We start from the raw sequence: 22,602 nt of genomic DNA on the forward strand, positions 1-22,602 counted from the left end.
GGGGCATGTCCTCCCCCAAAGTATTGTTCGGCTTTCACGCCGTCGGCGTGCGCCTGAAGACCGCGCCGCAGTCCATCATCGAGATCTATTACGAGAGCAGCCGGCGTGACGCGCGCATGCGGCAGTTCATCGACCGCGCCAAGGAGGCGGGCGCCCGCCTGATCGAGGCCGACAGCCTGCGCCTCGCCAAGCTCTGCGGCAGCCACGGCCACCAGGGCGTCGCGGCCCGCGTCAACGAGGTCGAGCAGGTCAGGTCGCTCGACGAGCTGCTGGAACAGCTCGAAGCCGACGGCATCGCGCCCCTGCTGCTGGTGCTCGACGGCGTGACCGATCCGCACAACCTCGGCGCCTGCCTGCGCGTGGCCGACGGCGCTGGCGCGCACGCGGTGATTGCACCCAAGGACCACGCGGCCGGCATCAACGCGACGGTGGCCAAGGTCGCCAGCGGCGCGGCCGAGACCATGCCCTATTTCATGGTGACCAACCTGGCGCGCACCTTGAACGAGCTCAAGGAGCGCAACATCTGGATCATCGGCACCAGCGACGATGCCGACAAGACGGTCTACCAGACCGATCTCAAGGGTCCGGTCGCGCTGGTGCTCGGCGCCGAGGGTCAGGGCATGCGCCAGCTCACGCGCAAGACCTGTGACGATCTGGTCAGCATCCCGATGAAGGGTGCGGTCGAGAGCCTCAACGTCTCGGTCGCCAGCGCGGTCTGCCTGTACGAAGCGCTGCGCCAGCGCGGCTGAAAGGACAAATGATGAAGCGGATCACGATCACCCTGGCGGCTGTCACGCTCGCGCTGCTGGCCGGCTGCACCCAGGAGCAGCAGAACAAGCTCGGGCGCGGCATCCAGAACTGGACCGGCACCGAAGGCGTGCTGGAGGTCTACGCGGGCGACAAGGTGGTGCGCCGCTTCCTCAAGGTCGACAAGATGAGCACCGCGCTGGGCACCGACGACAAGACGCCGCGCGCCTACCGTTACGGCTATGGCATATTCGACGAGAACCTGAACTTCCAGGTCGATCCGGGCGAGAAGAAGGTCTATTTCGAGATCAGCGACTACACCAACGCGGTGTTCTTCGACAACCCGCGCTGATCCGGCTCAGACCAGCCCGCAGGCCCCCAGCAGCGCGCCTGCGGCCATGGCCCACAGCAGATGCACCCGCGTCTGCCAGATCAGCAGCGTGGTCGCCGCGGTCAGTCCCCACAGCGGCCAGTCGCTCTCGGGCGGCGCCACGCCGAGCAGCCAGCCCAGCGCCAGCAGCAGACCGACGACGACCGGCGCCATGCCGGTCTTGAAGGCGCGCACTGCCAGCAGCTGCTGGTTGCGGTGTGCCCAGCGCGTGGCCAAGTAGTTCAGCGTGCAGGATGGCAGCAGGCAGCCGAGCATCGCGAGCAGCAGCCCGAGCAGCGCCAGCAACCAGGCTTGCGGACCCGCCGCGAGCCCGCCGCCGGCATTGAGTCCGATCTGCCAGCCCATCAGCGCGACGAACAGGATGTTGGGGCCGGGCGCGGCCTGCGCCAGCACGATGGACGAGGCGAACTGCTCATGGCTGAGCCAGTGCTGCTGTTGCACCAGGAAGCGCTGCATCTCGGGCGAGGTGGTCAGCGCGCCGCCGACGCCCAGCAGCGACAGGCTGGCGAAATGCGCGAACAGCGCGAACCAGTCGGCGATTCCGTTCATTTGCGGCCCCGCGCGCGCAGCTGGTCGGCCTGCCGGATGCAGCGCGCCGCCCACCACCAGCCCATGCCGCCGATGGCGAGCAGCACCCAGGCCAGCGGCAGGCGCAGCAGCGCGACCGCGACGAAGCAGGTCAGCGCGAGCAGCGCGCAGACCATGGTGCCCATCGGGTTGGTTTTCAGGGCTGGCGCCAGCTTGAGGGCGGTCGCCAGGATCAGCCCGGCCGATACCGCGCCCATGCCGCGCAGCGCGCCGCGCACGACCGCGTGCTCGGCGACACCGCTGTAGAGCACCGCGAGCGTGAGAATGAGCAGCAGCGGCAGCGTCAGCAGCCCGAACAGCACGGCCAGCGCGCCCGACAGGCCGAAATGCCGCGCACCCAAGGTCATGCCGAGGTTGACGACGTTGGGCCCCGGCATGATCTGCGCCACCGCCCATTCCTCCAGGAACTGTTCCCTGGTGTACCAGCGCTTTTTCTCGACCAGTTCGCGCTGCACCACCGCGAGCAGGCCACCGAAGCCTTGCAGCGCGAGCCAGTTGAACGACCAGAACAGGTCCGCGCGCGAGCGCGGTTGCTCGGTCTGGGGACCGGGGTCGGATCCGGGCGCAGGTGGGGGAGTGGAGGCGGGCAGGGCCGGCGGTGCTGAGGCTTTCATCACCGCCGATTTTCGCCCAGGATCAGAGCGTCAGGCCGCCATCAACCTCGATCACGGCGCCGGTGATGTAGCTGGCCTCGTCGCTGGCCAGGAAGGCGTAGGCGTTGGCGATCTCCTCGGCCTGTCCCAGGCGCTTGAGCGGCACTTTCTGCGCCAGCTCGTCGAGCACCTTGTCCGGCACCGTGGCGATCATCGGCGTCTTGATGAAGCCGGGCGCCACCGCGTTGACCCGCACGCCCTTGGGGCTGAGCTCGCGCGCCCAGGTCTTGGTGAAGCCGATCACGCCGAACTTGGTCGCCGCGTAGTTGGTCTGGCCGAAGTTGCCGTAGAGCCCGACCACGCTCGACGCGTTGAGGATCACGCCGCTGCCCTGCTGGGTCATGTGCCCGGCCACGGCCTGGGCGCAGTGGAAGACGCCGCGCAGGTTGACGTCGATCACGCTGTCGAACTGCTCGATCGTCATCTTCTGCAGCCGCGCGTCCTGCGTGATGCCGGCGTTGTTGACCAGCGTGTCGATGCGGCCATGCTTCGCGATCACCTGGGCCACCACTGCATCGACCTGAGCCCGGTCGGTCACGTCCATCACGTAGCCATCGGCCTGCGCGCCGAGCGCCTGGCAGGCTTGTGCCACGGCGTCCACCTGATCCTGCTTGCGGTCGCAGACGATCACGACCGCGCCCTCGCGCGCGAACTTGAGCGCGGTGGCTTCGCCTATGCCCTGGCCGGCACCGGTGATCAGAGAAACTTTTCCTTCGAGCCGCTTCATGCAATGTCCTCCTGATGGTTGAGTTTCCATCATGCCAAAGAACGGTTGGCCTGGCTCAGGCCGATCGCTCTTGTTTGACCGGCGTCAAGCATTGCCGCGGTGGGTCCTAGGAGTGTCATACTCGCTGCCTCGAAGCCGGGCGGAAATTCGCCGCTTTATCCTCTTACCTTTGAAAATCATGACTCGTACCGGGCATCGCGCCACCAGCCTGGGGGCTGCCGCCATTGCTTACTCCATCGCGCATGCCTATCACGGCCTGCCTTGGCTGGCGGCTGCGCTGGCGTTCCCCGGGGCCACGGCCCCCGACTGGCTGGAGATCGCCTGGTTCAAGAAGGGTATTCGCCACAGCGTCATCCCGCACCGCACCTGGACCCACTGGCTGCTGCTCTGGGGCGCGCTGTACAGTTGGGCCTTGCTGTCGCTGCAGCAGGAGCTCTGGGCCTCGGCCTTGCTGGGCTTCGTGGTCGGAGCGCTGGTCCACCTGGCCATGGATCTGCCCAATCCCTCCGGCATTCGCTTCCTGCATCCGTTTCGCCAGCGCGTGACGCTCAACTGGTGGCGCGGCGACCAGATGGTCTGGCCGATGGTGTGGTTCAGCTGGCTGGTGGGCGCCTTGTCGCTGCATTGGGTGGGCGTGATCAACTTACAGCCGCCGGTCCAGCTCCAGGCTTGGTTGTCGCAGGTCTGGGACCTGTCGCTGCAGCGCTTGCGTTCCTGAACAGGAGGCCTGTTGTGAATTCGAACATCGAGCCGCGAGACGATCAGACCCTGCCCGATCGGCTGGTGGTGCTGGGTACCGGCGGCACGATCGCGGGCCGGGCGGCTCAGCGCGACGACCATGTTGGCTACCGGGCCGGTGAGGTCGCGGTGGGCGATCTGATGGCAGGCATCCCGCTGCCGGTGGACTGGAGCGTGCAGGCCGAGCAGCTGGCGCAGATCGACAGCAAGGACATGGGGCCTGGGGTCTGGCGCCTGCTGCTGGCGCGCGTGAGCCAGTTACTGATGCAGCCTGGGGTGCGCGGCATCGTCATCACCCATGGCACCGACACGCTGGAGGAGACCGCCTACCTGCTGCAGCGCGTGCTGCAGCCGGCCAAGCCGGTGGTGCTGACCTGCGCCATGCGCCCGGCCACGGCGCTGGCGCCCGACGGGCCGCAGAACCTGGCCGATGCGCTGGCCGTGGCGGCGCAGCCGGGCGGGCGCGGCGTGCTGGCGGTCTGCGCCGGCCGCATCCATGGCGGGCTGGCGGTGCGCAAGGTCCATCACTACCGGCTCGATGCCTTCGATTCGGGCGATGCCGGGCCGCTGGGGTTGGTGGAGCAGGGCGCCTGCACCCTGTTCCAGCCTTGGCCCGGCGCCGAGCCCGACCAGGCGCTGTTGCCCCGGTTGCTGGCGCGGCAGGTCTGGCCGCGCGTCGAATGCCTTTACAGTCACGGCGGCGCCGACGGTTGGCTGGTGCGCGCGCTGCTGGCGCAGGACGCGGCCCTGGGCCGCGAGCGGGCCGACCGCCTGCAAGGCCTGGTCGTGGCCGGCACCGGCAACGGCACCTTGCACGCCGAGCTGCTGGCCGCCTTGCTGGAGGCGCAAGCCGCCGGCATCCGGGTCTGGCGTACGACGCGCTGTGCCTCGGGTCGGGTTGTGCTGGCAGGCTCCAGCCCGGAGCCGATACCTGCCGTGGCCTTGCCACCAGCGCAGGCTCGGCTGGCGCTGTTGCTCGACCTGCTCACGAGCTGATCCACCGTCCCTCCCTGTCCGATACAGTCATCTTCTCATGAAGCGATACCTCATCATTGGCGCTGGCGCGATCGGCGCCAGCCTGGCCGCGCAGTTCGAGCTCAGCGGCGTTCCCTATCGGCTGTTCGGCCGCGGCGAGCAGATCCGGCATATCCAGGCCCATGGCATCCGCTATGTCCGACCCGACGGCACCCGTACCTTGAAACTGCAGGCCTGCTCGGACCGCTGCGAGCTGGTGCTGACGCAGGATGACCTGCTGGTCTTCACGCCCAAGACCCAGGATCTGGAGCGGGCCTGCATGGACTGGGCCTGGCTGCCGGTGTACGGCAATGGTCCGGCGCGCACCGCCTCCGAGCTGCCGGTGCTGACGCCGCAGAACGGCCTGGCCGCCGAGCGCATCGCCCTGCGCTGGTTTGGCCAGGTCTACGGCGCCAGTGTCAACACGCCGGCGCGCTTTACCGAGGTCGGCCAGATCGTGGTGGGCGGCTACCCCGAGCCGGGGCTGGTGGTGGTCGGACGCTTCCCGCAGGGCGAGGACAGTCAGGCGGCCGAGATCGCCGCCGACCTGTGCCGCGCCGGTTATCTGGCCGAGGCCCAGCCCGACATCCTGCGCTGGAAGGCGGCCAAGCTGATCAACAGCGTGCGGAACAATGCCCTGGACCTGTTCGAGGGGCCGGCCGGGCTGCTGCAGGCCTATGCCACGGAACTGGCGCGGGAAGCGATCGCGGTGTTCAGTGCCATGGGGATCGCGCCAGCGCGCGCGCAGGAGCGCCGGCACCGGGTGTCGCATTGGGGCATCGCGCCCGGTTGCGGCATCGAGCCGGGCCAGCAGTCGACCTGGCAGAGCATCGCGCGCGGCTCATCGCACGAGGTCGATTTCCTGAACGGCGAAATCGTGCTGCTGGGGCGCCTGCATGGGGTCGCCACGCCGTTCAACGCGGCGATACAGCAGGGGATTGGCCGGCTGTGCCAGTCCGGCGGCGCGCAGGGTAGTTCGCAGCAGGGCATCCGCCTGGGCCAGATCGACGAGCTGATGTCGTCGGCCCGGGAACTGGCAGCCAAGCCCAGGGCTTGAGGCCCGGGGCCAGCGGATCAGAGCTGGCGCGCGAACGGGCCGAGGGTGGCCTTTTCCAGCTGGTCCAGCGTCTTGAAGTGGTCGCGGTAGGCCAGCATCGAGTTGGGTTGCAGGCCGGCCCTGACGGCCAGCGAGTACTGCTGCCTGGCCGCCTCGAACGGCACGGCCATCGGGCGCCTGGTCAGCTCGGTGGCCTGGCTGAAAGCCTGGGTGAAGGCGGGGTGGATGGCGTCGGCAAACGGTTGCTGCAGCGCGGGGATCATGGCGGGCATCCTGCTTTTTGAGATGAAGCCTGAATATTAGGGTAAACCCTTTGTTTTGTCAATCTTGGCAGATTGATGTCATTTCAATCAATCTGTCCAGCATGGCGCGAATTGCAACCAATCTGGCGCATGGCTTGGGCCGGGCTTGCGTAACATTTCAGCCAGTCGATAACCACCACAAGACCAGGAGACAGAGATGACGCAGATTCCAGGACTCGATTTCATGCTCGGCGAGGACATCGACGCGCTGCGCGACGCGGTGCGCGACTTCGCGCAGGCCGAGATCGCGCCGCGCGCGGCCGAGATCGACCGCAGCGACCAGTTCCCGATGGACCTCTGGCGCAAGATGGGCGACCTGGGCCTGCTCGGCATCACGGTGAGCGAGGAGTACGGTGGCGCCGGCATGGGCTACCTCGCGCACATGATCGCGCTCGAGGAGATCAGCCGCGCCTCGGCCAGCGTGGGCCTGAGTTACGGCGCGCATTCCAACCTCTGTGTCAACCAGATCAAGCGCAACGGCAGCGAGGCGCAGAAGCGCCAATACCTGCCCCGGCTCATCAGCGGCGAGCATGTTGGCGCGCTCGCCATGAGCGAGCCCGGCGCGGGCTCGGACGTGGTCAGCATGAAGCTGCGCGCGCAGGACAAGGGCGGCTACTACCTGCTCAACGGCAGCAAGATGTGGATCACCAACGGCCCAGACGCCGACACGCTGGTGGTCTACGCCAAGACCGAGCCCGAGCTCGGCGCCAAGGGCATCACCGCCTTCATCATCGAGAAGGGCATGAAGGGTTTTTCGGTGGCGCAAAAGCTCGACAAGCTCGGCATGCGCGGCAGCCACACGGGAGAACTGGTGTTCGACAACGTCGAGGTGCCGGCCTCGCAGATCCTGGGCGGCCTGAACCAGGGCGTCAAGGTGCTGATGAGCGGACTCGACTACGAGCGCGCCGTGCTCGCGGCCGGTCCGATCGGCATCATGCAGTCCGTGATGGACAACGTGGTGCCCTATATCCACGACCGCAAGCAGTTCGGCCAGAGCATCGGCGAGTTCCAGCTGGTGCAGGCCAAGGTCGCCGACATGTACACCGTGCTGCAGGCCGGTCGCGCCTTCTGCTACCAGATCGGCAAGAACCTGGACAACCTCGGCGACGGGCACGCGCGCCATGTGCGCAAGGACTGCGCCAGCGTCATCCTGTGGTGCGCCGAGCAGGCCACCAAGATGGCAGGCGACGGCATCCAGCTCTTCGGCGGCAATGGCTACATCAACGAATACCCGCTGGGACGGCTCTGGCGCGACGCCAAGCTCTACGAGATCGGCGCCGGCACCAGCGAGATCCGCCGCATGCTGATCGGTCGCGAGCTGTTCGCCGAGACCGCCTGAGCCCACGGGAGCCAGGATGAACCTGCTGCATGAAATCGGCCAGCACCTGTCGGGCATCGAGCTGCTCAATGCCATCGTCGAGGCCGATCACCGCCCCGGCATTGGCAAGACGCTCGACATCAGGCTGGCGTCGGCCGAGGACGGGCGGGTCGTGCTCGAAGCCAGCCCCGATGTCAACGTCTACAACCCCATGGGCACGGTGCATGGTGGTTTCGTTGCGACCATGCTGGACTTCGCCTGCGGCTACGCGGCGTTGTCCAAGCTCGCGTCGGGCCAGAGCTTCACGACGATAGAGCTCAAGATCTCGTATCACCGGGCCCTCATGCGCGAGACCGGAACGGTCCGGGCCGAGGGCAAGGTCATCACCGCCGGGCGGCGCGTGGCCTTCACCGAGGCCCGGCTGATCGATGCCGACGGCAAGGTCTACGCGTCGGCGACCTCCAGCCTGCTGATACTGTCGAGCTGACTGGGCTTCAGGGCGTCACAGCAAGCGCTGCTCCCGCAGCGCGGCGAGTTCACCCGCGTTGAAGCCCCAGTCGAGCAGAGCCTGCGGATCGCTCGCGGTCTGGGGCGGAGCAGGTCTGGCGGGCGGCGTGCGGCTGAAGCGTGGCGCGGCGGCTGGCTGCACCACGCCACCGACTTCGGTGAAGGTGTGGCGCGAGCGATTGTGCGGGTGCCGAGGCGCCTCGTCCATGTCGAGCACGGGCGCGACACAGGCGTCCGTCCCGTCGAAGATTTCGCACCATTCGTCGCGCGTGCGCGTGCCGATCACCTGCGCGAGCTTTTCCTTCAGCCGTGGCCAGCGGCTGCGGTCCCATTGCTGCTGGAATTCGGGATCGGTGATGCCGGTCTTTTCGAGCAGCAGGGCGTAGAACTGGGGCTCGATCGCGCCGATCGACAGCCATTTGCCATCGCGGCACTCATAGGTGTCGTAGAAATGCGCGCCGCCGTCGAGCAGGTTGCTGCCGCGCTCCGGCTGCCACTGCCCCATCGCCTTGAGCGTGTACATCATCGACATCAGCAGTGCCGCGCCGTCGGTCATCGCGGCGTCGACCACCTGGCCCTGGCCCGAGCCGCGCGCCTCCAGCAGGCCGGCGAGCACGCCGAGCGCGAGCAGCATCGCGCCGCCACCGCCGTCGGCGACCAGGTTGAGCGGCACGACCGGCTTGCGGCCGGGTTCGCCGATCGCGTGCAGCGCGCCCGACAGCGACAGGTAGTTGATGTCATGCCCGGCCGACTGTGCCAGCAGGCCTTGCTGGCCCCAGCCCGTCATGCGGCCGTAGACCAGGCGCGGGTTGTGTTGCAGGCAGACTTCGGGGCCGAGCCCCAGGCGTTCCATGACGCCAGGGCGGAAACCCTCGATCAGCGCGTCAGCGCCCTCGACCAGGCGCAGCACGGCGGCGATCGCCTCGGGCCGCTTGAGGTCGAGCGCCACCACGCGCCGGTTGCGGTTCAGGATGTCGAGCGCGGGATCGAAGAGCTCGGCCGTCGGGCGTGATCCCGCGCCCGCCTTGCGCTCGATGCGCAGCACCTCGGCGCCGAGATCGGCCAGCAGCATGGTGCCCATCGGCGCCGGCCCGAGCGCGGCGAACTCGATGATCTTGATGCCCTGCAAGGGTCCCATGGCTTGTTCCTTCATGCCGCTTCAGGCGGCCGCGATGCTGCGACCGATGACCAGGCGCTGGATGTCGTTGGCGCCCTCGTAGATCTGCGTGATGCGCACGTCGCGGTAGATGCGCTCGACCGGGGTCTCGTCGGTGTAGCCGCAGCCGCCGTGGATCTGGATCGCGGCCGAGCAGACTTTCTCCGCCATCTCGGAGGCGAACAGCTTGGCCATCGACGCCTCGGTCAGGCAGGGCCGGCCGGCGTCCTTGAGCCTGGCGGCGCGCCAGACCAGCAGCCGCGCGGCGTCGAGCTGGGTCGCCATGTCGGCCAGCCTGAAGTTGACCGCCTGGTGCTCTATGATGGGCTGGCCGAAGGTGACGCGCTGCTTGGCGTAGCCGACCGCCGCGTCAAAGGCCGCGCGCGCCATGCCGACCGACTGCGCCGCGATGCCGATGCGGCCGGCCTCCAGGTTGGAGAGCGCGATCCGGTAGCCTTCGCCTTCCTGGCCGAGCAGGGCGGATGCCGGCACGCGGCAGTCCTCGAACAGGATCTGCGCGGTGTCGGACGCATGCTGGCCCATCTTGTTCTCGATCCGCGCGACCCGGTAGCCGGGCGTCGCGGTCGGTACCAGGAAGCACGATATCCCTTTCTTGCCGGCGGCCTTGTCGGTGACGGCGAACACGATCGCGACATCGGCATGGGCGCCGCTGGTGATGTAGTGCTTGACGCCGTTGAGCACGAAGTCGTCGCCGTCGCGTACGGCCTGCGTGCGGATCGCGGAGGCGTCGGAGCCGGTGTGCGGCTCGGTCAGGCAGAAGCAGCCGATCTGCTCGCCACGAGCCAATGGCTTGAGCCATTGCTCCTTCTGGGCGTCGCTGCCGTAGCGCGCCGGGATGCCGCAGGCCAGCGAGTTCTGCACCGAGACGATGGTCGAGGTCGCGCCGTCTCCGGCGGCGATCTCCTCCAGCATCAGCACCAGGCTCATGTAGTCCATGCCGGCGCCGCCCCATTGCTCGGGCACGCAGACGCCCATCGCGCCGAGCTCGCCCAGTTCGCGCAGCGCCTCGGCCGGGAAGGTCTTGTTGCGGTCCCATTCGGCGGCGTGGGGTGCCAGGCGCTCCTGCGCGAAGGCGCGCATGGCGTCGCGGATCTGTTCCTGTTCCGGGCTCAGAATCATTTCGGGTCCTTTCAGTACAGCTCGATCGCGAGCGCGGTTGCCTCGCCGCCGCCGATGCACAGCGAGGCCATGCCACGGCGCAGTCCGCGTTGCCTGAGCGCACCGAGCAGCGTCACGATGATGCGCGCGCCCGAGGCGCCGATCGGGTGTCCGAGCGCGCAGGCACCGCCATGGACGTTGACGATCTCATGTGGCAGCGCGAACTCGCTCATCGCCGCCATGGTGACGGCGGCGAAGGCCTCGTTGACTTCCCACAGCTCGACATCGGATGCCTGCCAGCCCGCGCGTGTCAGCGCCTTGCGGATCGCGCCGGCTGGCGCGGTGCTGAACCAGGCCGGCTCCTGCGCATGCACGGCCTGGGCCGCGACGCGCGCGATCGGCGTCAGACCCAGGCGGCTGGCGGTCGATTCGCGCGTCAGCACCAGCGCGGCCGCGCCGTCCGAGATGCTGCTGGCGTTGGCCGCCGTGATCGTGCCATCCTTCTTGAACGCGGGCTTGAGTCCGCGCAGCCGGTCGAGCTTGGCCTTGAACGGCTGCTCGTCGTGGCGGATCACGGTCTCGCCCTTGGGGCCCTTGAGCGTGACTGGCGCGATCTCCCAGTCGAAGCTGCCGTCCTCGTTGGCCGCCTTGGCGCGTGTGGTCGAAGCGATCGCGAAGTCGTCCTGCTGCTCGCGCGTGAAGCCGAACCGCTCGACGCAGGACTCGGCGAACACACCCATCGCCTTGCCGCGCTCGTAGGCGTCCTCCAGGCCGTCGATCGCCATGTGGTCGAACATCTGGGTAGCGCCGTACTTCACGCCCTTGCGCGCGAACATCAGGTGCGGCGCGTTGCTCATGCTCTCCATGCCGCCGGCGACGACCACCTCGGCGCTGCCGGAGCTGAGCATGTCGTGCCCGAACATCGCGGCGCGCATGCCCGAGCCGCACATCTTGCTCAAAGTGACCGCGCCGGCCGAGACCGGCAGGCCGGCGGCCAGCGCGGCCTGGCGCGCGGGGGCCTGGCCCTGGCCGGCCATCAGGCAACAGCCCATCAGCACCTCGTCGACGGCGCTGCCGGGCAGGCCGGCGCGCTCGATGGCGGCGCGGATCGCCACGGCGCCGAGTTCCCAGCCGGCCAGGCCGGACAGATCGCCGAGCAGGCCGCCGATCGGCGTGCGGGCGGCGGAAACGATGACAATCGGGTCTTGAGACATTGCATTTTTCCTTTGTTACTTGGCCGCCATGCGGATGGCGCCGTCAAGGCGGAAGACTTCGCCATTGAGGTACTGATTGCCCAGGATATGTTCGACCAAGGCCGCGTATTCGGCCGGCTTGCCCAGGCGCGAGGGGAAGGGCACCATTGCCCCAAGCGCCTGCTGTACCTCGACCGGCATGCCCAGCAGCATGGGCGTCTCCATGATGCCCGGCGCTATCGTCATGACGCGGATGCCGCCGCGAGCGAGTTCGCGCGCGATCGGCAGCGTCATCGAGACGATGCCACCCTTGGACGCCGCGTAGGCGGCCTGGCCGATCTGGCCGTCGTAGGCCGCGACCGAGGCGGTGTTGACGATCACGCCGCGCTCGCCGTTGTCCTCCGCCTCGCTGTCGCTCATGATCTCGGCCGCCAGCCGGATCATGTTGAAGCTGCCGACCAGGTTGATGCCGATCGTGCGCGCGAAGCTGTCGAGCCGGTGCGTGCCTTGCTTGCCGACGACCTTCTCGGCTGGCGCGATGCCGGCACAGTTGACCAGGCCGCGCAGCGGTCCCATGGTTCGGGCGATCTCGAACGCGGCGCGCGCGCTCTCGTCGCTGGTCACGTCGGTCCGCACGAAGCGGACCCGTTCGCCGAGCTCGGCCTCGACCTTGTGCCCGGCCTCGGCGTTGACGTCGGCCAGCAAGACCTTGCCGCCCCGGGCGACCAGCAGCGCCGCCGTCGCGGCCCCGAGGCCCGAGCCGCCGCCCGTCACCACGAAAACCCTGTCCTTGATTTCCATCTGATGCTCCATTGTTTTTCTGCAGCGCGCGCCATCGCGACGCTTTCGGTCACTTTAGATCGCCCTCGCTCGACGTTCAATGCCACAAGCGTGCAAGCCAGATGACTGAATTGGTCAATCACCAGCCTGGGCCTCGGCTCTCGGAGCCCGAGAAGGGCACGATCGCGATCGCCTTCGTGCACGAGGCGCTGGCCTGCCTGCGCGAGCGCGGCATCGACGAGCGCCCGCTGCTGGCGCGCGCCGGCATTTCGCCCGAACTGCTCGTGATGCCGCAGGCGCGCGTGTCCTCGTCCGCCTACGGTCTGCTCTGGCACGGCATCGCGCGGGCCATCGATGACGAGTTCTTCGGGCTCGACAGCCGGGGCATGAAGTCGGGCAGCTTCACCTTGCTGTGTCATGCGTTGATTCACAGCGATACGCTCGGGCGTGCCTTGCGGCGCGCGCTGCGCTTCTTGCGCCTGTTGCTCGATGATTTCCATGGCGAGCTTGAAATCGAAGCTGGCATCGCCCGCATCCGCCTCATCGACCGGCTGGACCGGGCGAGCGGGCAGCCGATCGCGCCACGGCGCGCCTTCGCCTACGGCACCTATCTGTTGCTGCTGCACGGGCTGGCCTGTTGGCTGGTCGGACGTCGCATTCCGCTGTTGAGCGCGCAATTCCGCTGTGCCGAGCCGCCCTACGGCCAGGAGTGGCGCGTGCTGTTCGCGCAGGATCTCCGCTTCGGCCAGACCGGCTCCGGCATCTCCTTCGACGCCGACTACCTCGCGCTGCGCAACCTCCGCGAAGAATCCGCGATGAAGGAGTTCCTGCGTTCGGCGCCGGCCAACTTCCTCGTCAAGTACAAGAACAGCGCCGGCCTGTCGGCGCGCATCCGGCGCTGGCTGCGTGACCAGGACCCGACCGATTGGCCAAGCCTGCCCGAGCTGGCGCGCCAGCTCAATCTGTCGGAGGCGACGCTGCGCCGGCGCCTCGACGCCGAGGGCAGCTCGTACCGCGCCATCCTCGACGACCTGCGGCGCGACATGGCGATCGGCCTGCTCGCCGACAGCCAGGCCAGCCTGGCCGACATCGCCGCCGCGCTCGGATTCTCCGAGGCCAGCGCGTTTCACCGCGCGTTCAGGAAATGGACCGGCTCGCGTCCAGGCGAGTACCGCCTGCCGCGAGCTCCCGCTGCTGCTGGCGGTATTCCGCCGGTGTCTGCCCGGTCCAGCCACGGAAAGCCCGGATGAAGCTCTTTTCGCTGGTGAAGCCGATGGCCTCGGCCAGCTGCTTGTTGGGCTTTTGCGTGCGCAGCAGCAGCTCGATCGCGCGCTCGCGCCGCACCGCGTCCTTGAGCGCCTGCAGCGAGCTGCCCAGCTCGTGCAGCTGGCGGTGCAGCGTGCGCGGCGAGACATGCAGCAGCGCGGCCAGCCCCTCGGCGTTGTGCGCGTCCTGCGGCCGGCCGCGCAGCAACTGGCGCACCCGTTCGAGCAGCAACCGATCGCGCCGGTAGGACTGGACCATCAGCGGCAGCGCGTTCTTGAGCAGCTGGTTCATCGCGGCCTCGTCGCGGCGCAGCGGCAGGTCGAGATAGCGCGCATCGAAGCGGATCGCGGTCTGCGCGGCCGAGAACCGCACCGGCGCCGGAAACAGCACCGCGTAGCTGTCGCGATGCGGCGGCGCAGCGAAGCTGAAGCGGGCCTCCAGCAGCGGGATGCGCGAATCCGTGTACCAGCAAGCCAGGCCGTGGATGTTGCGCAACACCGAGACATGGCAGAACTCGCGCGTGGGCAGCGGGACGCGCGGGTCGGCCAGCGCGATTTGCGCGACCCCGTCGGCTTGCGTCAGCTGCAGTTCGATCTCATCGGCCAGCAGTCCGTGGTGGCGGCACCAGCGCTTGAGCGCCAGCCCGAGCGTGGGCGCGCCCAGCGAGGCGCGCGCCAGCATGCCGTAGCTGCCCCAGGGCAGGCGGCGGTCGAACCAGCCCAGCGCCTCGTCGTCGAGCTCGCGCATCGCGTGGCCCGAGATGCGCTCCATCTGCAGCGCGCTGATGCGGGCCTCCGGGTCACTGATCCGGTCTGGCGGGATTTGTGCCGCGGCCAGGGCTGCCGCCGGATTCAGCCCGCGCCTGGAATAAGCCCAGGCAATCGCCTGGACGAAGGCCATCGGCGTGACGGCCTGGCCCGCAAGGCGGGGGGAGGCGGGCTGGCGCTGGTTGGTATCCACGCTGCTGGGGTACGCGCTGGCGAGGGGCATGTGAAAGGGCTGCCTTGATGGCATGAATTGCAACCATTGTGGCACACGCCAATCGGTGCGCGTCCCTACCATGGCGGCACAAGAACCCCAAGCGACAGCAGGAGACCCGCATGCAGCAAGACGACAAGACACCGACCACCGCCTTTGCCCTGGCGTGGGGCGCGACCGACCAGCCCCTGATCGAGCAGACCATCGGCGCCTGCTTTGACGCCATGGTGGCGCGCCAGCCCGAGCACGAGGCTCTGGTCAGCGTGCACCAGGGCCGGCGCTACAGCTACCATGGCCTGCAGCAGGCCGCGCGCCAGCTTGCGAGTGCCTTGCTCGGGCTGGGCCTGGAGCCCGGCGACCGGGTCGGCATCTGGTCGCACAACAACGCCGAATGGGTGCTGCTGCAATTGGCCACGGCGCAGGTCGGGCTGGTGCTGGTCAACATCAACCCGGCCTACCGCACGGCCGAGGTCGAATACGCGCTCAACAAGGTCGAATGCCGCGCGCTGGTGACCATGAGCCGCTTCAAGAGCAGCGACTACCTGGCCATGCTGCGCCAGCTGGCGCCCGAATGGGTCCACGGCCAGCCGGGCGCGCTTGAGTCGGCCCAGCTGCCACACCTGCGCACCGTGGTCTGGATCGATGTTCCCGGCCAGGGCGAGGAAGTGCCAGGCCTGCTGCGCTTTTCCGAGCTGATGGCGCGCGGCCGCGCCGACGACCCGCGCCTCGACCGCGTGGCCGCCACGCTCAATCCCATTGACCCGATCAACATCCAGTTCACCAGCGGCACCACGGGATTTCCCAAGGGCGCGACGCTGACGCACCGCAACATCCTCAACAACGGCTTCTTCATCGGTGAGGCGATGCGGCTGACCCCGGCCGACCGGCTCTGCATCCCGGTGCCGCTCTACCACTGCTTCGGCATGGTGCTGGGCAACCTGGCCTGCCTGACGCACGGCGCGACCATCGTCTACCCGAACGATGCCTTCGACCCGCTCGCCGTGCTGCAGACGGTGCAGGACGAGCGCTGCACCGGACTGCATGGCGTGCCGACCATGTTCATCGCCGAGCTCGACCACCCGCGCTTTGCCGAGTTCGATCTGTCGAGCCTGCGCACTGGCATCATGGCCGGCTCGCCCTGTCCGATCGAGGTCATGAAGCGGGTGGTGAGCGACATGCACCTGGGCGAGATCACGATCGCCTACGGCATGACCGAGACCAGCCCGGTCAGCTGCCAGAGCCGCACCGACACGCCGCTGGACAAGCGGGTCTCGACCGTTGGCCAGGTCCAGCCGCATCTCGAAGTCAGGATCGCCGACCCCGATACTGGCGCCACGCTCATACGCGGTCAGGCGGGCGAACTCTGCACCCGTGGCTACTCGGTCATGAAGGGCTACTGGGGCGACGAGGCCAGGACGCGCGAAGCGATCGACGCCGAGGGCTGGATGCACACCGGCGACCTCGCGACCATGGATGAGCAGGGCTACATCAACATCGTCGGCCGCATCAAGGACATGGTGATCCGTGGCGGCGAGAACATCTACCCGCGCGAGATCGAGGAGTTCCTCTACCGCCTGCCGCAGGTGCAGGACGTGCAGGTGGTCGGCGTGCCCGATGAGCGCTTCGGCGAGGAGCTGTGCGCCTGGGTGGTGCTCAAGCCCGGCCAGAGCCTGTCCGAGGACGCGCTGCGCGAGTTCTGCCGTGGCCGCATCGCGCATTACAAGATCCCGCGCCATATCCGCTTCGTCGAGGGCTTCCCGATGACGGTGACCGGCAAGATCCAGAAGTTCAGGATCCGCGAAGCGATGAAGGCCCAGCTCGGCCTGCGGGAAGCCAAAACGGCTTGATGCCGCCTGAAGCCGCCTGTAGCCCCCACCTTCAAGACCCAAGACAGAAAGCCCCCGATGAGCACACTCGGCACCCAACTCAATCCGCGCGGCGCGGACTTCCAGGCCAACGCCGCCGCGATGCGCGCCTTGGTCGACGACCTGCGCGAGCGGATCGAACAGATCGCGCAAGGCGGCGGTGACGCCGCGCGCGCCAAGCATCTGGCGCGCGGCAAGCTGCTGCCGCGCGAGCGCGTGCAGATGCTGCTCGACCCCGGCACGCCCTTCCTGGAGGTCGCGCCGCTGGCCGCGCTCAACATGTACCGCAACGACGCGCCCGGCGCCGGCCTGATCGTCGGCATTGGCCGCGTCGCCGGCATCGACTGCATGATCGTCTGCAACGACGCCACCGTCAAGGGCGGCACCTACTATCCCGCCACGGTCAAGAAGCACCTGCGCGCGCAGGAGATCGCCGAGCAGAACCGGCTGCCCTGCATCTACCTGGTCGACTCGGGTGGCGCCAACCTGCCGAACCAGGACGAGGTGTTCCCGGATCGCGACCATTTCGGCCGCATCTTCTACAACCAGGCCAACATGAGCGCGCAGGGCATCGCGCAGATCGCGGTCGTCATGGGCAGCTGCACGGCGGGCGGCGCCTATGTGCCGGCGATGAGCGACGAGACCATCATCGTCAAGAACCAGGGCACGATCTTCCTGGGCGGCCCGCCGCTGGTCAAGGCCGCCACCGGCGAGGAAGTCAGCGCCGAGGACCTCGGTGGCGGCGACGTCCATACCCGCCTCTCGGGCGTGGCCGACCATCTGGCGCAGAACGACCTGCATGCCTTGAGCCTGGCGCGGGAGGCGGTGGGCCACCTCAACCGCGCCAAGTGCCCGGAAATTCCACTGCGCGAGCCGCGCGCGCCGCTGTTCCCGGCCGATGAGCTCTACGGCGTGATCCCGACCGACACGCGCAAGCCCTTCGACGTGCGCGAGATCATCGCGCGCCTGGTCGACGGCTCCGAGCTGCACGAATTCAAGCCACGCTTTGGCACCACGCTGGTGTGCGGCTTCGCGCATATCGAGGGCATGGCGGTCGGCATCATCGCCAACAACGGCATCCTGTTCTCGGAGTCGGCGCTGAAGGGGGCGCATTTCATCGAGCTGTGCTGCCAGCGCAAGATCCCGCTGGTGTTCCTGCAGAACATCACCGGCTTCATGGTCGGGCGCAAGTACGAGAACGAGGGCATCGCGCGCAACGGCGCCAAGATGGTCACGGCGGTCGCGACCGCGCAGGTGCCCAAGTTCACCATCATCATCGGTGGCAGCTTTGGCGCCGGCAACTACGGCATGTGCGGTCGCGCCTACTCGCCGCGCTTCCTGTGGATGTGGCCCAACGCCCGCATCAGCGTGATGGGCGGCGAGCAGGCCGCCAGCGTGCTGGCGACCGTCCGGCGCGACGGCATCGAGGCCAAGGGCAGCCAGTGGAGCGCCGACGAGGAGGAAGCCTTCAAGGCGCCGATCCGCCAGCAGTACGAGGAGCAAGGGCACCCTTACTACGCCAGCGCCAGGCTGTGGGACGACGGCGTGATCGACCCGGCCGACACCCGCCGCGTGCTGGCGCTGGGCCTGTCCGCCAGTCTGAACGCGCCGATCCCCGACACCAAGTTCGGCATCTTCCGCATGTGAGGCCGTGATGAGCAACCTGAACATAAAAGTCGAGGCGCAGCGCGCCACCCTCACGCTGACCCGGCCCGAACTGCGCAACGCCTTCAACGACGAGGTGATCGCCGAACTGACCCAGGCCTTCACCGAACTCGGGGCACGCGAGGACGTGCGCGCCATCGTGCTGGCGGCCGAGGGAGCGGCCTTCTGCGCCGGTGCCGACCTGAACTGGATGCGCCGCATGGCCGACTACGACCGCGCGCAGAACCTGGCCGACGCGGCGCGCCTGGCCGAGATGCTGCGCACCATTTACCACTGTCCCAAGCCGATCGTGGCCCGGGTGCAGGGCGATGTCTACGCCGGTGGCATGGGCCTGGTGGCCTGCTGCGACATCGCGCTCAGCGCCGACAGCGCGCACTACTGCCTGAGCGAAACCCGGCTCGGCCTGGTGCCGGCCACCATCAGCCCCTACGTGATGCGCGCCATGGGGCCGCGCGCCGCGCAGCGCTACTGCCTGAGCGCCGAGCGCTTCGACGCCGCCGAGGCGTTGCGCATCGGCTTCGTGCACGAGGTGGTTCCCGCCGACCAACTCGACACCCGGGTCGATGCGGTCGTCAAGGCGCTGCTCAACGCGAGCCCGACCGCCGTGCGCGCCTGCAAGCGCCTGCTGCAGGACGTCGCGCAGCGCGAGATCGACGCGGCGCTGATCGCCCAGACGGTCGAGGCGATCGCCGACATCCGCGCCAGCACCGAGGGCAGGGAGGGCGTGCAGTCCTTCCTGCAAAAACGCCAGCCGGCCTGGCTGGCCTGAGGAGACCAGACATGTTCAAGAAAATCCTGATCGCCAACCGTGGCGAAATCGCCTGCCGCGTCGCCGCCACCGCGCGCCGCCTCGGCATCAAGACCGTCGCGGTCTATTCGGATGCCGACGCCGGCGCCAAGCATGTCGCTGCCTGTGACGAGGCCATCCATATCGGCGGCAGCTCGCCCAAGGAAAGCTATCTGCGCTGGCAGGCCATCCTGGAGGCCGCCCAGGCCACCGGCGCGCAGGCCATCCATCCCGGCTATGGCTTCCTGAGCGAGAACGAGGAATTCGCGCAGGCCTGTGCCGATGCCGGACTGGTCTTCATCGGCCCGCCGCCTTCCGCGATCAAGGACATGGGCCTGAAGGCCGAGTCCAAGCAACTGATGGAGCGCGCCGGCGTGCCGCTCGTGCCCGGCTACCACGGTGCCAACCAGGACCCCGCGCTGTTGCAGGCCGAGGCCGACCGCATCGGCTATCCGGTGCTGATCAAGGCCAGCGCGGGTGGCGGCGGCAAGGGCATGCGCGCGGTTGACCGCGGCGAAGACTTCGCCGCCGCGCTGGCGTCCTGCCAGCGCGAGGCACGCAACAGCTTCGGCGACGACGCCGTGCTGATCGAGAAATACGTGCAGCGCCCGCGCCACATCGAGATCCAGGTCTTTGGCGACACGCACGGCAACATCGTCTACCTGTTCGAGCGCGACTGCTCGGTGCAGCGCCGGCACCAGAAGGTGCTCGAAGAAGCGCCGGCGCCGGGGCTCAGCGCCGAGCTGCGCGCCCAGATGGGCCTGGCGGCGGTCGCGGCGGCGCGCGCGGTGCATTATGTCGGCGCCGGCACGGTCGAGTTCATCGTCGAGCAGCGCGCAGGCGGCGACATGAACTTCTTCTTCATGGAGATGAATACCCGGCTGCAGGTCGAGCACCCGGTGACCGAGGCCATCACCGGGCTCGATTTGGTCGAGTGGCAGCTTCGCGTCGCCGCCGGCGAGCCGCTGCCGCTGCGCCAGGACCAGCTGCGGATCAAGGGTCACGCGATCGAGGCGCGCATCTGCGCCGAGAACCCCGAGCGCCAGTTCCTGCCCGCCACCGGCCGGCTCGACCACTACCACAAGCCTGCGCACGACAGCTTCCAGATCGCGCCGCTGCGCTTCGACGACGGCGTGCGCGAGGGCGACGCGATCAGTCCCTACTACGACTCGATGGTGGCCAAGCTGATCGTGCAGGGCGACACCCGCGAGCAGGCGCTGGCCCGGCTCGACGAGGCCCTCGCCCAGACCCATGTCGTCGGCCTGTCGACCAACGTCCAGTTCCTGCGCCGCGTCGTGCGCAGCCCGTCGTTCGCTGGCGCCGACCTCGATACCGCGCTGATCGAGCGCGAGCGCGCCGTGCTGTTCGGCCAGGATGAGGTCGGACTGCCGCTGGCGGTTGCCGCTGCCGTGGCGCAGACCTTGCTGGCCGAGCGCGCCACTGAAGGCGCTGACCCGTTCAGCAGGACCGACGGCTGGCGCAGCCATGGGGTCTTCGCGCGCCGCTTCGCCTTCGACTACCTCGGCGAGCGCGTGGCCGCCACGCTGTCCTATCAGCGCGACGCCGCGCTGCGGCTGACCGTGGGCGAGGGCGCCCAAGCCGTCTCGGGTCCGTTGCAATTCACGCCGCGCCAGGATGGCGACTGGGCGCTGGACATCAGTTTTGGCGCGCAGCGCAGCCTGGCCACCATCTACCTCGATGGCGAACGGGTCGAGGTCTTCACGCCGCAGGGGGCCGCGCAGCTGGTCGAGATCGACCTGCTGGCCCACGCCGGCGACAGCGGCACCGAGGCCGGTCGCCTGACCGCGCCGATGCCGGGCAAGGTGGTCGCCTTCATGGTCGCGGCGGGCGAACGCGTCGCCAAGGGCCAGCCACTCGCCGTGATGGAAGCGATGAAGATGGAGCACACGATTGCCGCCCCTGCCGACGGGGTGGTGGCCGAGCTGCTGTACGCGGTCGGGGATCAGGTCGGCGATGGCGCCGAACTGCTCAAGCTCGAACTCGAGCCGGCCTGAAACCGCAGAGGAATCAGCATGAACTACCCCCCAAGCGTCCGGCTGGTCGAGGTCGGCCCGCGCGACGGCCTGCAGAACGAGCCGCAGCCGGTGCCGGCTGCGGTCAAGATCGAACTCGTGCACCGCCTGCAGGACAGCGGCCTGCGCGAGATCGAGGTCACCAGCTACGTCAGCCCCAAATGGGTGCCGCAGATGGCCGACAACCACCAGGTCATGAGCGGTATCCAGCGGCGCGACGGCGTGCGCTACTCGGTGCTGACGCCCAACCTCAAGGGCTTCGAGGCCGCGCTGGCCGATCGGCCCGACGAGATCGTGGTCTTCGGCGCCGCCAGCGAGGCCTTCAGCCAGAAGAACATCAACTGCGGCATCGCCGAGAGCATAGCCCGCTTCGCACCCGTCGTGCAGGCCGCGCTCGACGCCGGCATCGCGGTGCGCGGCGCCATGAGCTGCACGGTTGGCTGCCCCTATGAGGGCGAGATCGCCCCCGAGCGCGTCGAAATGCTGGCCGGGCTGATGAAGGCCATCGGCGTGCAGCGGGTCGATGTCGCCGACACCATCGGCGTGGGCACGCCGCTCAAGGTGCAGCGCGCCATCGAAGCCACGCTAAAGCATTACGAGCTCGACCAGGTCAGTGGCCATTTCCACGACACCTACGGCCAGGCCCTGAGCAACACCCTGGCGGCCTTGCAGCTGGGGGTCTGGAACTTCCAGTCATCGGTCGCCGGTCTCGGTGGCTGTCCCTATGCCAAGGGCGCCACCGGCAACGTCGCGACCGAGGACCTGGTCTACCTGCTGCACGGCATGGGCATAGCGACCGGCATCGACCTCGACGCGCTGGTCGACGCGGGAGCCTACATCAGCACCGCGTTGGGCCGTCCGACCAATTCGCGCGTGGCGCGGGCCTTGCTGGCCAGGCGCGGCTGAACAGCATGATAAAACTTACGTCCGGGCCATAAATGAAAAAACCCCTGCAGCTCGGCGCTCAGGGGTTTTTTGTTCGCCACAGGCCGATCAGGCCTGTGCGCCGCAGTGCATCACTCCGCCAGTGCAGCGAAGGCGCGCGCGGTGATGTCCTCGACGCTGCCGGTGCCGCTGATGGCGCGGTACTTCGGCGCGGCGGCCGGATCGGCCTTGGCCCAGTCGCCGTAGTAGTCGACCAGCGGGCGGGTCTGCGCGCTGTAGACATCCAGGCGCTTCTTGACGGTTTCTTCCTGGTCGTCGGCGCGCTGCACCAGCGGCTCGCCGGTCACGTCGTCCACGCCCTCGACCTTGGGCGGGTTGAACTTGACATGGTAGGTGCGGCCCGACGCCGGGTGCGAGCGGCGACCGCTCATGCGCTCGATGATGGCATCAAACGGCACGTCGATCTCGAGCACGTAGTCGAGCTTGACGCCGGCGGCCTTCATCGCGTCGGCCTGCGGAATCGTGCGCGGGAAGCCGTCGAACAGGAAGCCGTTGGCGCAGTCGGCCTGGGCGATGCGGTCCTTGACCAGGTTGATGATCAGCTCGTCGCTGACCAGGCCGCCGGCGTCCATGACCTGCTTGGCTTCCAGGCCCAGCGGGGTGCCGGCCTTGACCGCGGCGCGCAGCATGTCGCCGGTCGAGATCTGGGGAATGCCGTACTTCTGGCAGATGAAGTTGGCCTGGGTGCCTTTGCCTGCGCCGGGGGCGCCCAACAGGATCAGTCGCATGGGTTTCCTTGTCTTCAGTGTGTCAAACGGTTGTCTCGCGGTTCC

At 68.3% G+C, this 22,602-nt stretch carries 23 protein-coding genes; 13 read left to right on the forward strand and 10 right to left on the reverse strand.

Annotated elements, in window-relative coordinates; translation table 11 throughout:
* The first annotated feature begins 5 nt into the window (after nucleotides 1-5).
* Entirely contained in the window at nucleotides 6-749 is a 744-nt protein-coding gene (rlmB, locus tag PHR85_RS04570) for a 23S rRNA (guanosine(2251)-2'-O)-methyltransferase RlmB (protein ID WP_300051032.1), read from the forward strand.
* 11 nt (nucleotides 750-760) lie between these two features.
* Nucleotides 761-1,099, forward strand: a complete 339-nt coding sequence (locus tag PHR85_RS04575; RefSeq protein ID WP_300051035.1) for a hypothetical protein — start codon at nucleotides 761-763, stop codon at nucleotides 1,097-1,099.
* 6 nt (nucleotides 1,100-1,105) lie between these two features.
* Here PHR85_RS04575 and PHR85_RS04580 read toward each other — a convergent pair whose 3' ends face one another.
* From PHR85_RS04580 to fabG, 3 genes are read right to left on the reverse strand one after another with little or no spacing between them, the layout of a single operon-like run.
* Nucleotides 1,106-1,687: a chromate transporter gene (locus PHR85_RS04580; protein ID WP_300051038.1), complete on the reverse strand. Its 582-nt coding sequence runs from the start codon at nucleotides 1,685-1,687 to the stop codon at nucleotides 1,106-1,108.
* Complete coding sequence (locus tag PHR85_RS04585) at nucleotides 1,684-2,340, reverse strand: chromate transporter (protein WP_300051041.1); 657 nt, start codon at nucleotides 2,338-2,340, stop codon at nucleotides 1,684-1,686. The genes PHR85_RS04580 and PHR85_RS04585 overlap by 4 nt, the downstream gene beginning before the upstream one ends.
* Nucleotides 2,341-2,362: 22 nt before the next feature.
* The gene (gene fabG, locus PHR85_RS04590; RefSeq protein ID WP_300051044.1) at nucleotides 2,363-3,106 is read right to left on the reverse strand and encodes a 3-oxoacyl-[acyl-carrier-protein] reductase; all 744 of its coding nucleotides are present in this window, start codon (nucleotides 3,104-3,106) and stop codon (nucleotides 2,363-2,365) included.
* A gap of 178 nt (nucleotides 3,107-3,284) precedes the next feature.
* On the opposite strand from fabG, the gene PHR85_RS04595 reads away from it, so the two are divergent.
* The 3 genes from PHR85_RS04595 to PHR85_RS04605 are packed head-to-tail and all read left to right on the forward strand — an operon-like array spanning nucleotide 3,285 to nucleotide 5,915.
* Nucleotides 3,285-3,824, forward strand: coding sequence for a metal-dependent hydrolase (locus PHR85_RS04595; protein WP_300051047.1), 540 nt, complete (start codon nucleotides 3,285-3,287; stop codon nucleotides 3,822-3,824).
* Nucleotides 3,825-3,838: 14 nt separating this feature from the next.
* Entirely contained in the window at nucleotides 3,839-4,840 is a 1,002-nt protein-coding gene (locus PHR85_RS04600) for an asparaginase (protein WP_300051050.1), read from the forward strand.
* A gap of 37 nt (nucleotides 4,841-4,877) precedes the next feature.
* The gene (locus PHR85_RS04605; protein ID WP_300051053.1) at nucleotides 4,878-5,915 is read left to right on the forward strand and encodes a ketopantoate reductase family protein; all 1,038 of its coding nucleotides are present in this window, start codon (nucleotides 4,878-4,880) and stop codon (nucleotides 5,913-5,915) included.
* Nucleotides 5,916-5,932: 17 nt separating this feature from the next.
* Here the strand turns inward: PHR85_RS04605 and PHR85_RS04610 are convergent, their stop codons facing one another.
* The gene (locus PHR85_RS04610; RefSeq protein ID WP_300051056.1) at nucleotides 5,933-6,178 is read right to left on the reverse strand and encodes a hypothetical protein; all 246 of its coding nucleotides are present in this window, start codon (nucleotides 6,176-6,178) and stop codon (nucleotides 5,933-5,935) included.
* A gap of 196 nt (nucleotides 6,179-6,374) precedes the next feature.
* On the opposite strand from PHR85_RS04610, the gene PHR85_RS04615 reads away from it, so the two are divergent.
* Together PHR85_RS04615 and PHR85_RS04620 are read left to right on the forward strand one after the other, a co-directional pair.
* The gene (locus PHR85_RS04615; protein WP_300051058.1) at nucleotides 6,375-7,556 is read left to right on the forward strand and encodes an isovaleryl-CoA dehydrogenase; all 1,182 of its coding nucleotides are present in this window, start codon (nucleotides 6,375-6,377) and stop codon (nucleotides 7,554-7,556) included.
* Between the two features lie 16 nt (nucleotides 7,557-7,572).
* Nucleotides 7,573-8,022, forward strand: a complete 450-nt coding sequence (locus tag PHR85_RS04620) for a PaaI family thioesterase (protein ID WP_300051061.1) — start codon at nucleotides 7,573-7,575, stop codon at nucleotides 8,020-8,022.
* A 15-nt stretch (nucleotides 8,023-8,037) separates the two neighbouring features.
* Here PHR85_RS04620 and PHR85_RS04625 read toward each other — a convergent pair whose 3' ends face one another.
* From PHR85_RS04625 to PHR85_RS04640, 4 genes are read right to left on the reverse strand one after another with little or no spacing between them, the layout of a single operon-like run.
* Nucleotides 8,038-9,180, reverse strand: coding sequence for a CaiB/BaiF CoA-transferase family protein (locus PHR85_RS04625; RefSeq protein WP_300051064.1), 1,143 nt, complete (start codon nucleotides 9,178-9,180; stop codon nucleotides 8,038-8,040).
* Between the two features lie 21 nt (nucleotides 9,181-9,201).
* Nucleotides 9,202-10,338, reverse strand: coding sequence for an acyl-CoA dehydrogenase family protein (locus PHR85_RS04630; RefSeq protein ID WP_300051067.1), 1,137 nt, complete (start codon nucleotides 10,336-10,338; stop codon nucleotides 9,202-9,204).
* An 11-nt stretch (nucleotides 10,339-10,349) separates the two neighbouring features.
* Nucleotides 10,350-11,531, reverse strand: coding sequence for an acetyl-CoA C-acyltransferase (locus tag PHR85_RS04635; RefSeq protein WP_300051070.1), 1,182 nt, complete (start codon nucleotides 11,529-11,531; stop codon nucleotides 10,350-10,352).
* A 15-nt stretch (nucleotides 11,532-11,546) separates the two neighbouring features.
* Complete coding sequence (locus tag PHR85_RS04640; protein ID WP_300051073.1) at nucleotides 11,547-12,311, reverse strand: 3-hydroxyacyl-CoA dehydrogenase; 765 nt, start codon at nucleotides 12,309-12,311, stop codon at nucleotides 11,547-11,549.
* A 101-nt stretch (nucleotides 12,312-12,412) separates the two neighbouring features.
* Here PHR85_RS04640 and PHR85_RS04645 point away from each other — a divergent pair, with 101 nt between their 5' ends.
* Nucleotides 12,413-13,540 (forward strand): AraC family transcriptional regulator, encoded by a 1,128-nt coding sequence (locus tag PHR85_RS04645; RefSeq protein ID WP_300051076.1) that lies wholly within the window; start codon nucleotides 12,413-12,415, stop codon nucleotides 13,538-13,540.
* Here the strand turns inward: PHR85_RS04645 and PHR85_RS04650 are convergent.
* On the reverse strand, nucleotides 13,428-14,456 hold the full coding sequence (locus tag PHR85_RS04650; protein WP_300051203.1) for an AraC family transcriptional regulator: 1,029 nt from the start codon (nucleotides 14,454-14,456) through the stop codon (nucleotides 13,428-13,430). The two genes, PHR85_RS04645 and PHR85_RS04650, sit on opposite strands and share 113 nt — an antisense overlap.
* 200 nt (nucleotides 14,457-14,656) lie before the next feature.
* Here PHR85_RS04650 and PHR85_RS04655 point away from each other — a divergent pair, with 200 nt between their 5' ends.
* From PHR85_RS04655 to PHR85_RS04675, 5 genes are read left to right on the forward strand one after another with little or no spacing between them, the layout of a single operon-like run.
* Nucleotides 14,657-16,381: an AMP-binding protein gene (locus PHR85_RS04655; RefSeq protein ID WP_300051079.1), complete on the forward strand. Its 1,725-nt coding sequence runs from the start codon at nucleotides 14,657-14,659 to the stop codon at nucleotides 16,379-16,381.
* A gap of 57 nt (nucleotides 16,382-16,438) precedes the next feature.
* Nucleotides 16,439-18,046 carry a carboxyl transferase domain-containing protein gene (locus PHR85_RS04660; RefSeq protein ID WP_300051082.1) on the forward strand — a complete coding sequence of 536 codons (1,608 nt, stop codon included), beginning with the start codon at nucleotides 16,439-16,441 and terminating at the stop codon, nucleotides 18,044-18,046.
* A 7-nt stretch (nucleotides 18,047-18,053) separates the two neighbouring features.
* A complete protein-coding gene (locus PHR85_RS04665) occupies nucleotides 18,054-18,833 on the forward strand; it encodes an enoyl-CoA hydratase/isomerase family protein (RefSeq protein WP_300051085.1) in 780 nt (259 codons plus the stop codon).
* Nucleotides 18,834-18,844: 11 nt separating this feature from the next.
* The gene (locus PHR85_RS04670) at nucleotides 18,845-20,866 is read left to right on the forward strand and encodes an acetyl/propionyl/methylcrotonyl-CoA carboxylase subunit alpha (protein ID WP_300051088.1); all 2,022 of its coding nucleotides are present in this window, start codon (nucleotides 18,845-18,847) and stop codon (nucleotides 20,864-20,866) included.
* An 18-nt stretch (nucleotides 20,867-20,884) separates the two neighbouring features.
* Nucleotides 20,885-21,790, forward strand: coding sequence for a hydroxymethylglutaryl-CoA lyase (locus PHR85_RS04675; RefSeq protein ID WP_300051091.1), 906 nt, complete (start codon nucleotides 20,885-20,887; stop codon nucleotides 21,788-21,790).
* 110 nt (nucleotides 21,791-21,900) lie between these two features.
* On the opposite strand, the gene adk is transcribed toward PHR85_RS04675, so the two are convergent.
* Nucleotides 21,901-22,557, reverse strand: coding sequence for an adenylate kinase (adk, locus tag PHR85_RS04680; RefSeq protein ID WP_300051093.1), 657 nt, complete (start codon nucleotides 22,555-22,557; stop codon nucleotides 21,901-21,903).
* Nucleotides 22,558-22,602: the final 45 nt, after the last annotated feature.

The organism is Malikia sp., assembly GCF_028687635.1.
GTDB lineage: Bacteria > Pseudomonadota > Gammaproteobacteria > Burkholderiales > Burkholderiaceae_C > Malikia.

Excerpts from the sequence above, each read along its gene's own strand:
- PHR85_RS04645 (WP_300051076.1), top strand. The coding sequence starts at position 12,413 with ATGACTGAATTGGTCAATCACCAGCCTGGGCCTCGGCTCTCGGAGCCC.
- PHR85_RS04675 (WP_300051091.1), top strand. The coding sequence starts at position 20,885 with ATGAACTACCCCCCAAGCGTCCGGCTGGTCGAGGTCGGCCCGCGCGAC.
- PHR85_RS04585 (WP_300051041.1), bottom strand. The coding sequence starts at position 2,340 with ATGAAAGCCTCAGCACCGCCGGCCCTGCCCGCCTCCACTCCCCCACCT.
- PHR85_RS04615 (WP_300051058.1), top strand. The coding sequence starts at position 6,375 with ATGACGCAGATTCCAGGACTCGATTTCATGCTCGGCGAGGACATCGAC.
- PHR85_RS04580 (WP_300051038.1), bottom strand. The coding sequence starts at position 1,687 with ATGAACGGAATCGCCGACTGGTTCGCGCTGTTCGCGCATTTCGCCAGC.
- PHR85_RS04575 (WP_300051035.1), top strand. The coding sequence starts at position 761 with ATGAAGCGGATCACGATCACCCTGGCGGCTGTCACGCTCGCGCTGCTG.
- PHR85_RS04630 (WP_300051067.1), bottom strand. The coding sequence starts at position 10,338 with ATGATTCTGAGCCCGGAACAGGAACAGATCCGCGACGCCATGCGCGCC.
- PHR85_RS04655 (WP_300051079.1), top strand. The coding sequence starts at position 14,657 with ATGCAGCAAGACGACAAGACACCGACCACCGCCTTTGCCCTGGCGTGG.
- PHR85_RS04595 (WP_300051047.1), top strand. The coding sequence starts at position 3,285 with ATGACTCGTACCGGGCATCGCGCCACCAGCCTGGGGGCTGCCGCCATT.
- PHR85_RS04665 (WP_300051085.1), top strand. The coding sequence starts at position 18,054 with ATGAGCAACCTGAACATAAAAGTCGAGGCGCAGCGCGCCACCCTCACG.
- PHR85_RS04625 (WP_300051064.1), bottom strand. The coding sequence starts at position 9,180 with ATGGGACCCTTGCAGGGCATCAAGATCATCGAGTTCGCCGCGCTCGGG.
- PHR85_RS04635 (WP_300051070.1), bottom strand. The coding sequence starts at position 11,531 with ATGTCTCAAGACCCGATTGTCATCGTTTCCGCCGCCCGCACGCCGATC.
- PHR85_RS04610 (WP_300051056.1), bottom strand. The coding sequence starts at position 6,178 with ATGATCCCCGCGCTGCAGCAACCGTTTGCCGACGCCATCCACCCCGCC.
- PHR85_RS04670 (WP_300051088.1), top strand. The coding sequence starts at position 18,845 with ATGTTCAAGAAAATCCTGATCGCCAACCGTGGCGAAATCGCCTGCCGC.
- PHR85_RS04640 (WP_300051073.1), bottom strand. The coding sequence starts at position 12,311 with ATGGAAATCAAGGACAGGGTTTTCGTGGTGACGGGCGGCGGCTCGGGC.
- PHR85_RS04620 (WP_300051061.1), top strand. The coding sequence starts at position 7,573 with ATGAACCTGCTGCATGAAATCGGCCAGCACCTGTCGGGCATCGAGCTG.
- PHR85_RS04605 (WP_300051053.1), top strand. The coding sequence starts at position 4,878 with ATGAAGCGATACCTCATCATTGGCGCTGGCGCGATCGGCGCCAGCCTG.
- rlmB (WP_300051032.1), top strand. The coding sequence starts at position 6 with ATGTCCTCCCCCAAAGTATTGTTCGGCTTTCACGCCGTCGGCGTGCGC.
- PHR85_RS04650 (WP_300051203.1), bottom strand. The coding sequence starts at position 14,456 with ATGGCCTTCGTCCAGGCGATTGCCTGGGCTTATTCCAGGCGCGGGCTG.
- fabG (WP_300051044.1), bottom strand. The coding sequence starts at position 3,106 with ATGAAGCGGCTCGAAGGAAAAGTTTCTCTGATCACCGGTGCCGGCCAG.
- PHR85_RS04660 (WP_300051082.1), top strand. The coding sequence starts at position 16,439 with ATGAGCACACTCGGCACCCAACTCAATCCGCGCGGCGCGGACTTCCAG.
- adk (WP_300051093.1), bottom strand. The coding sequence starts at position 22,557 with ATGCGACTGATCCTGTTGGGCGCCCCCGGCGCAGGCAAAGGCACCCAG.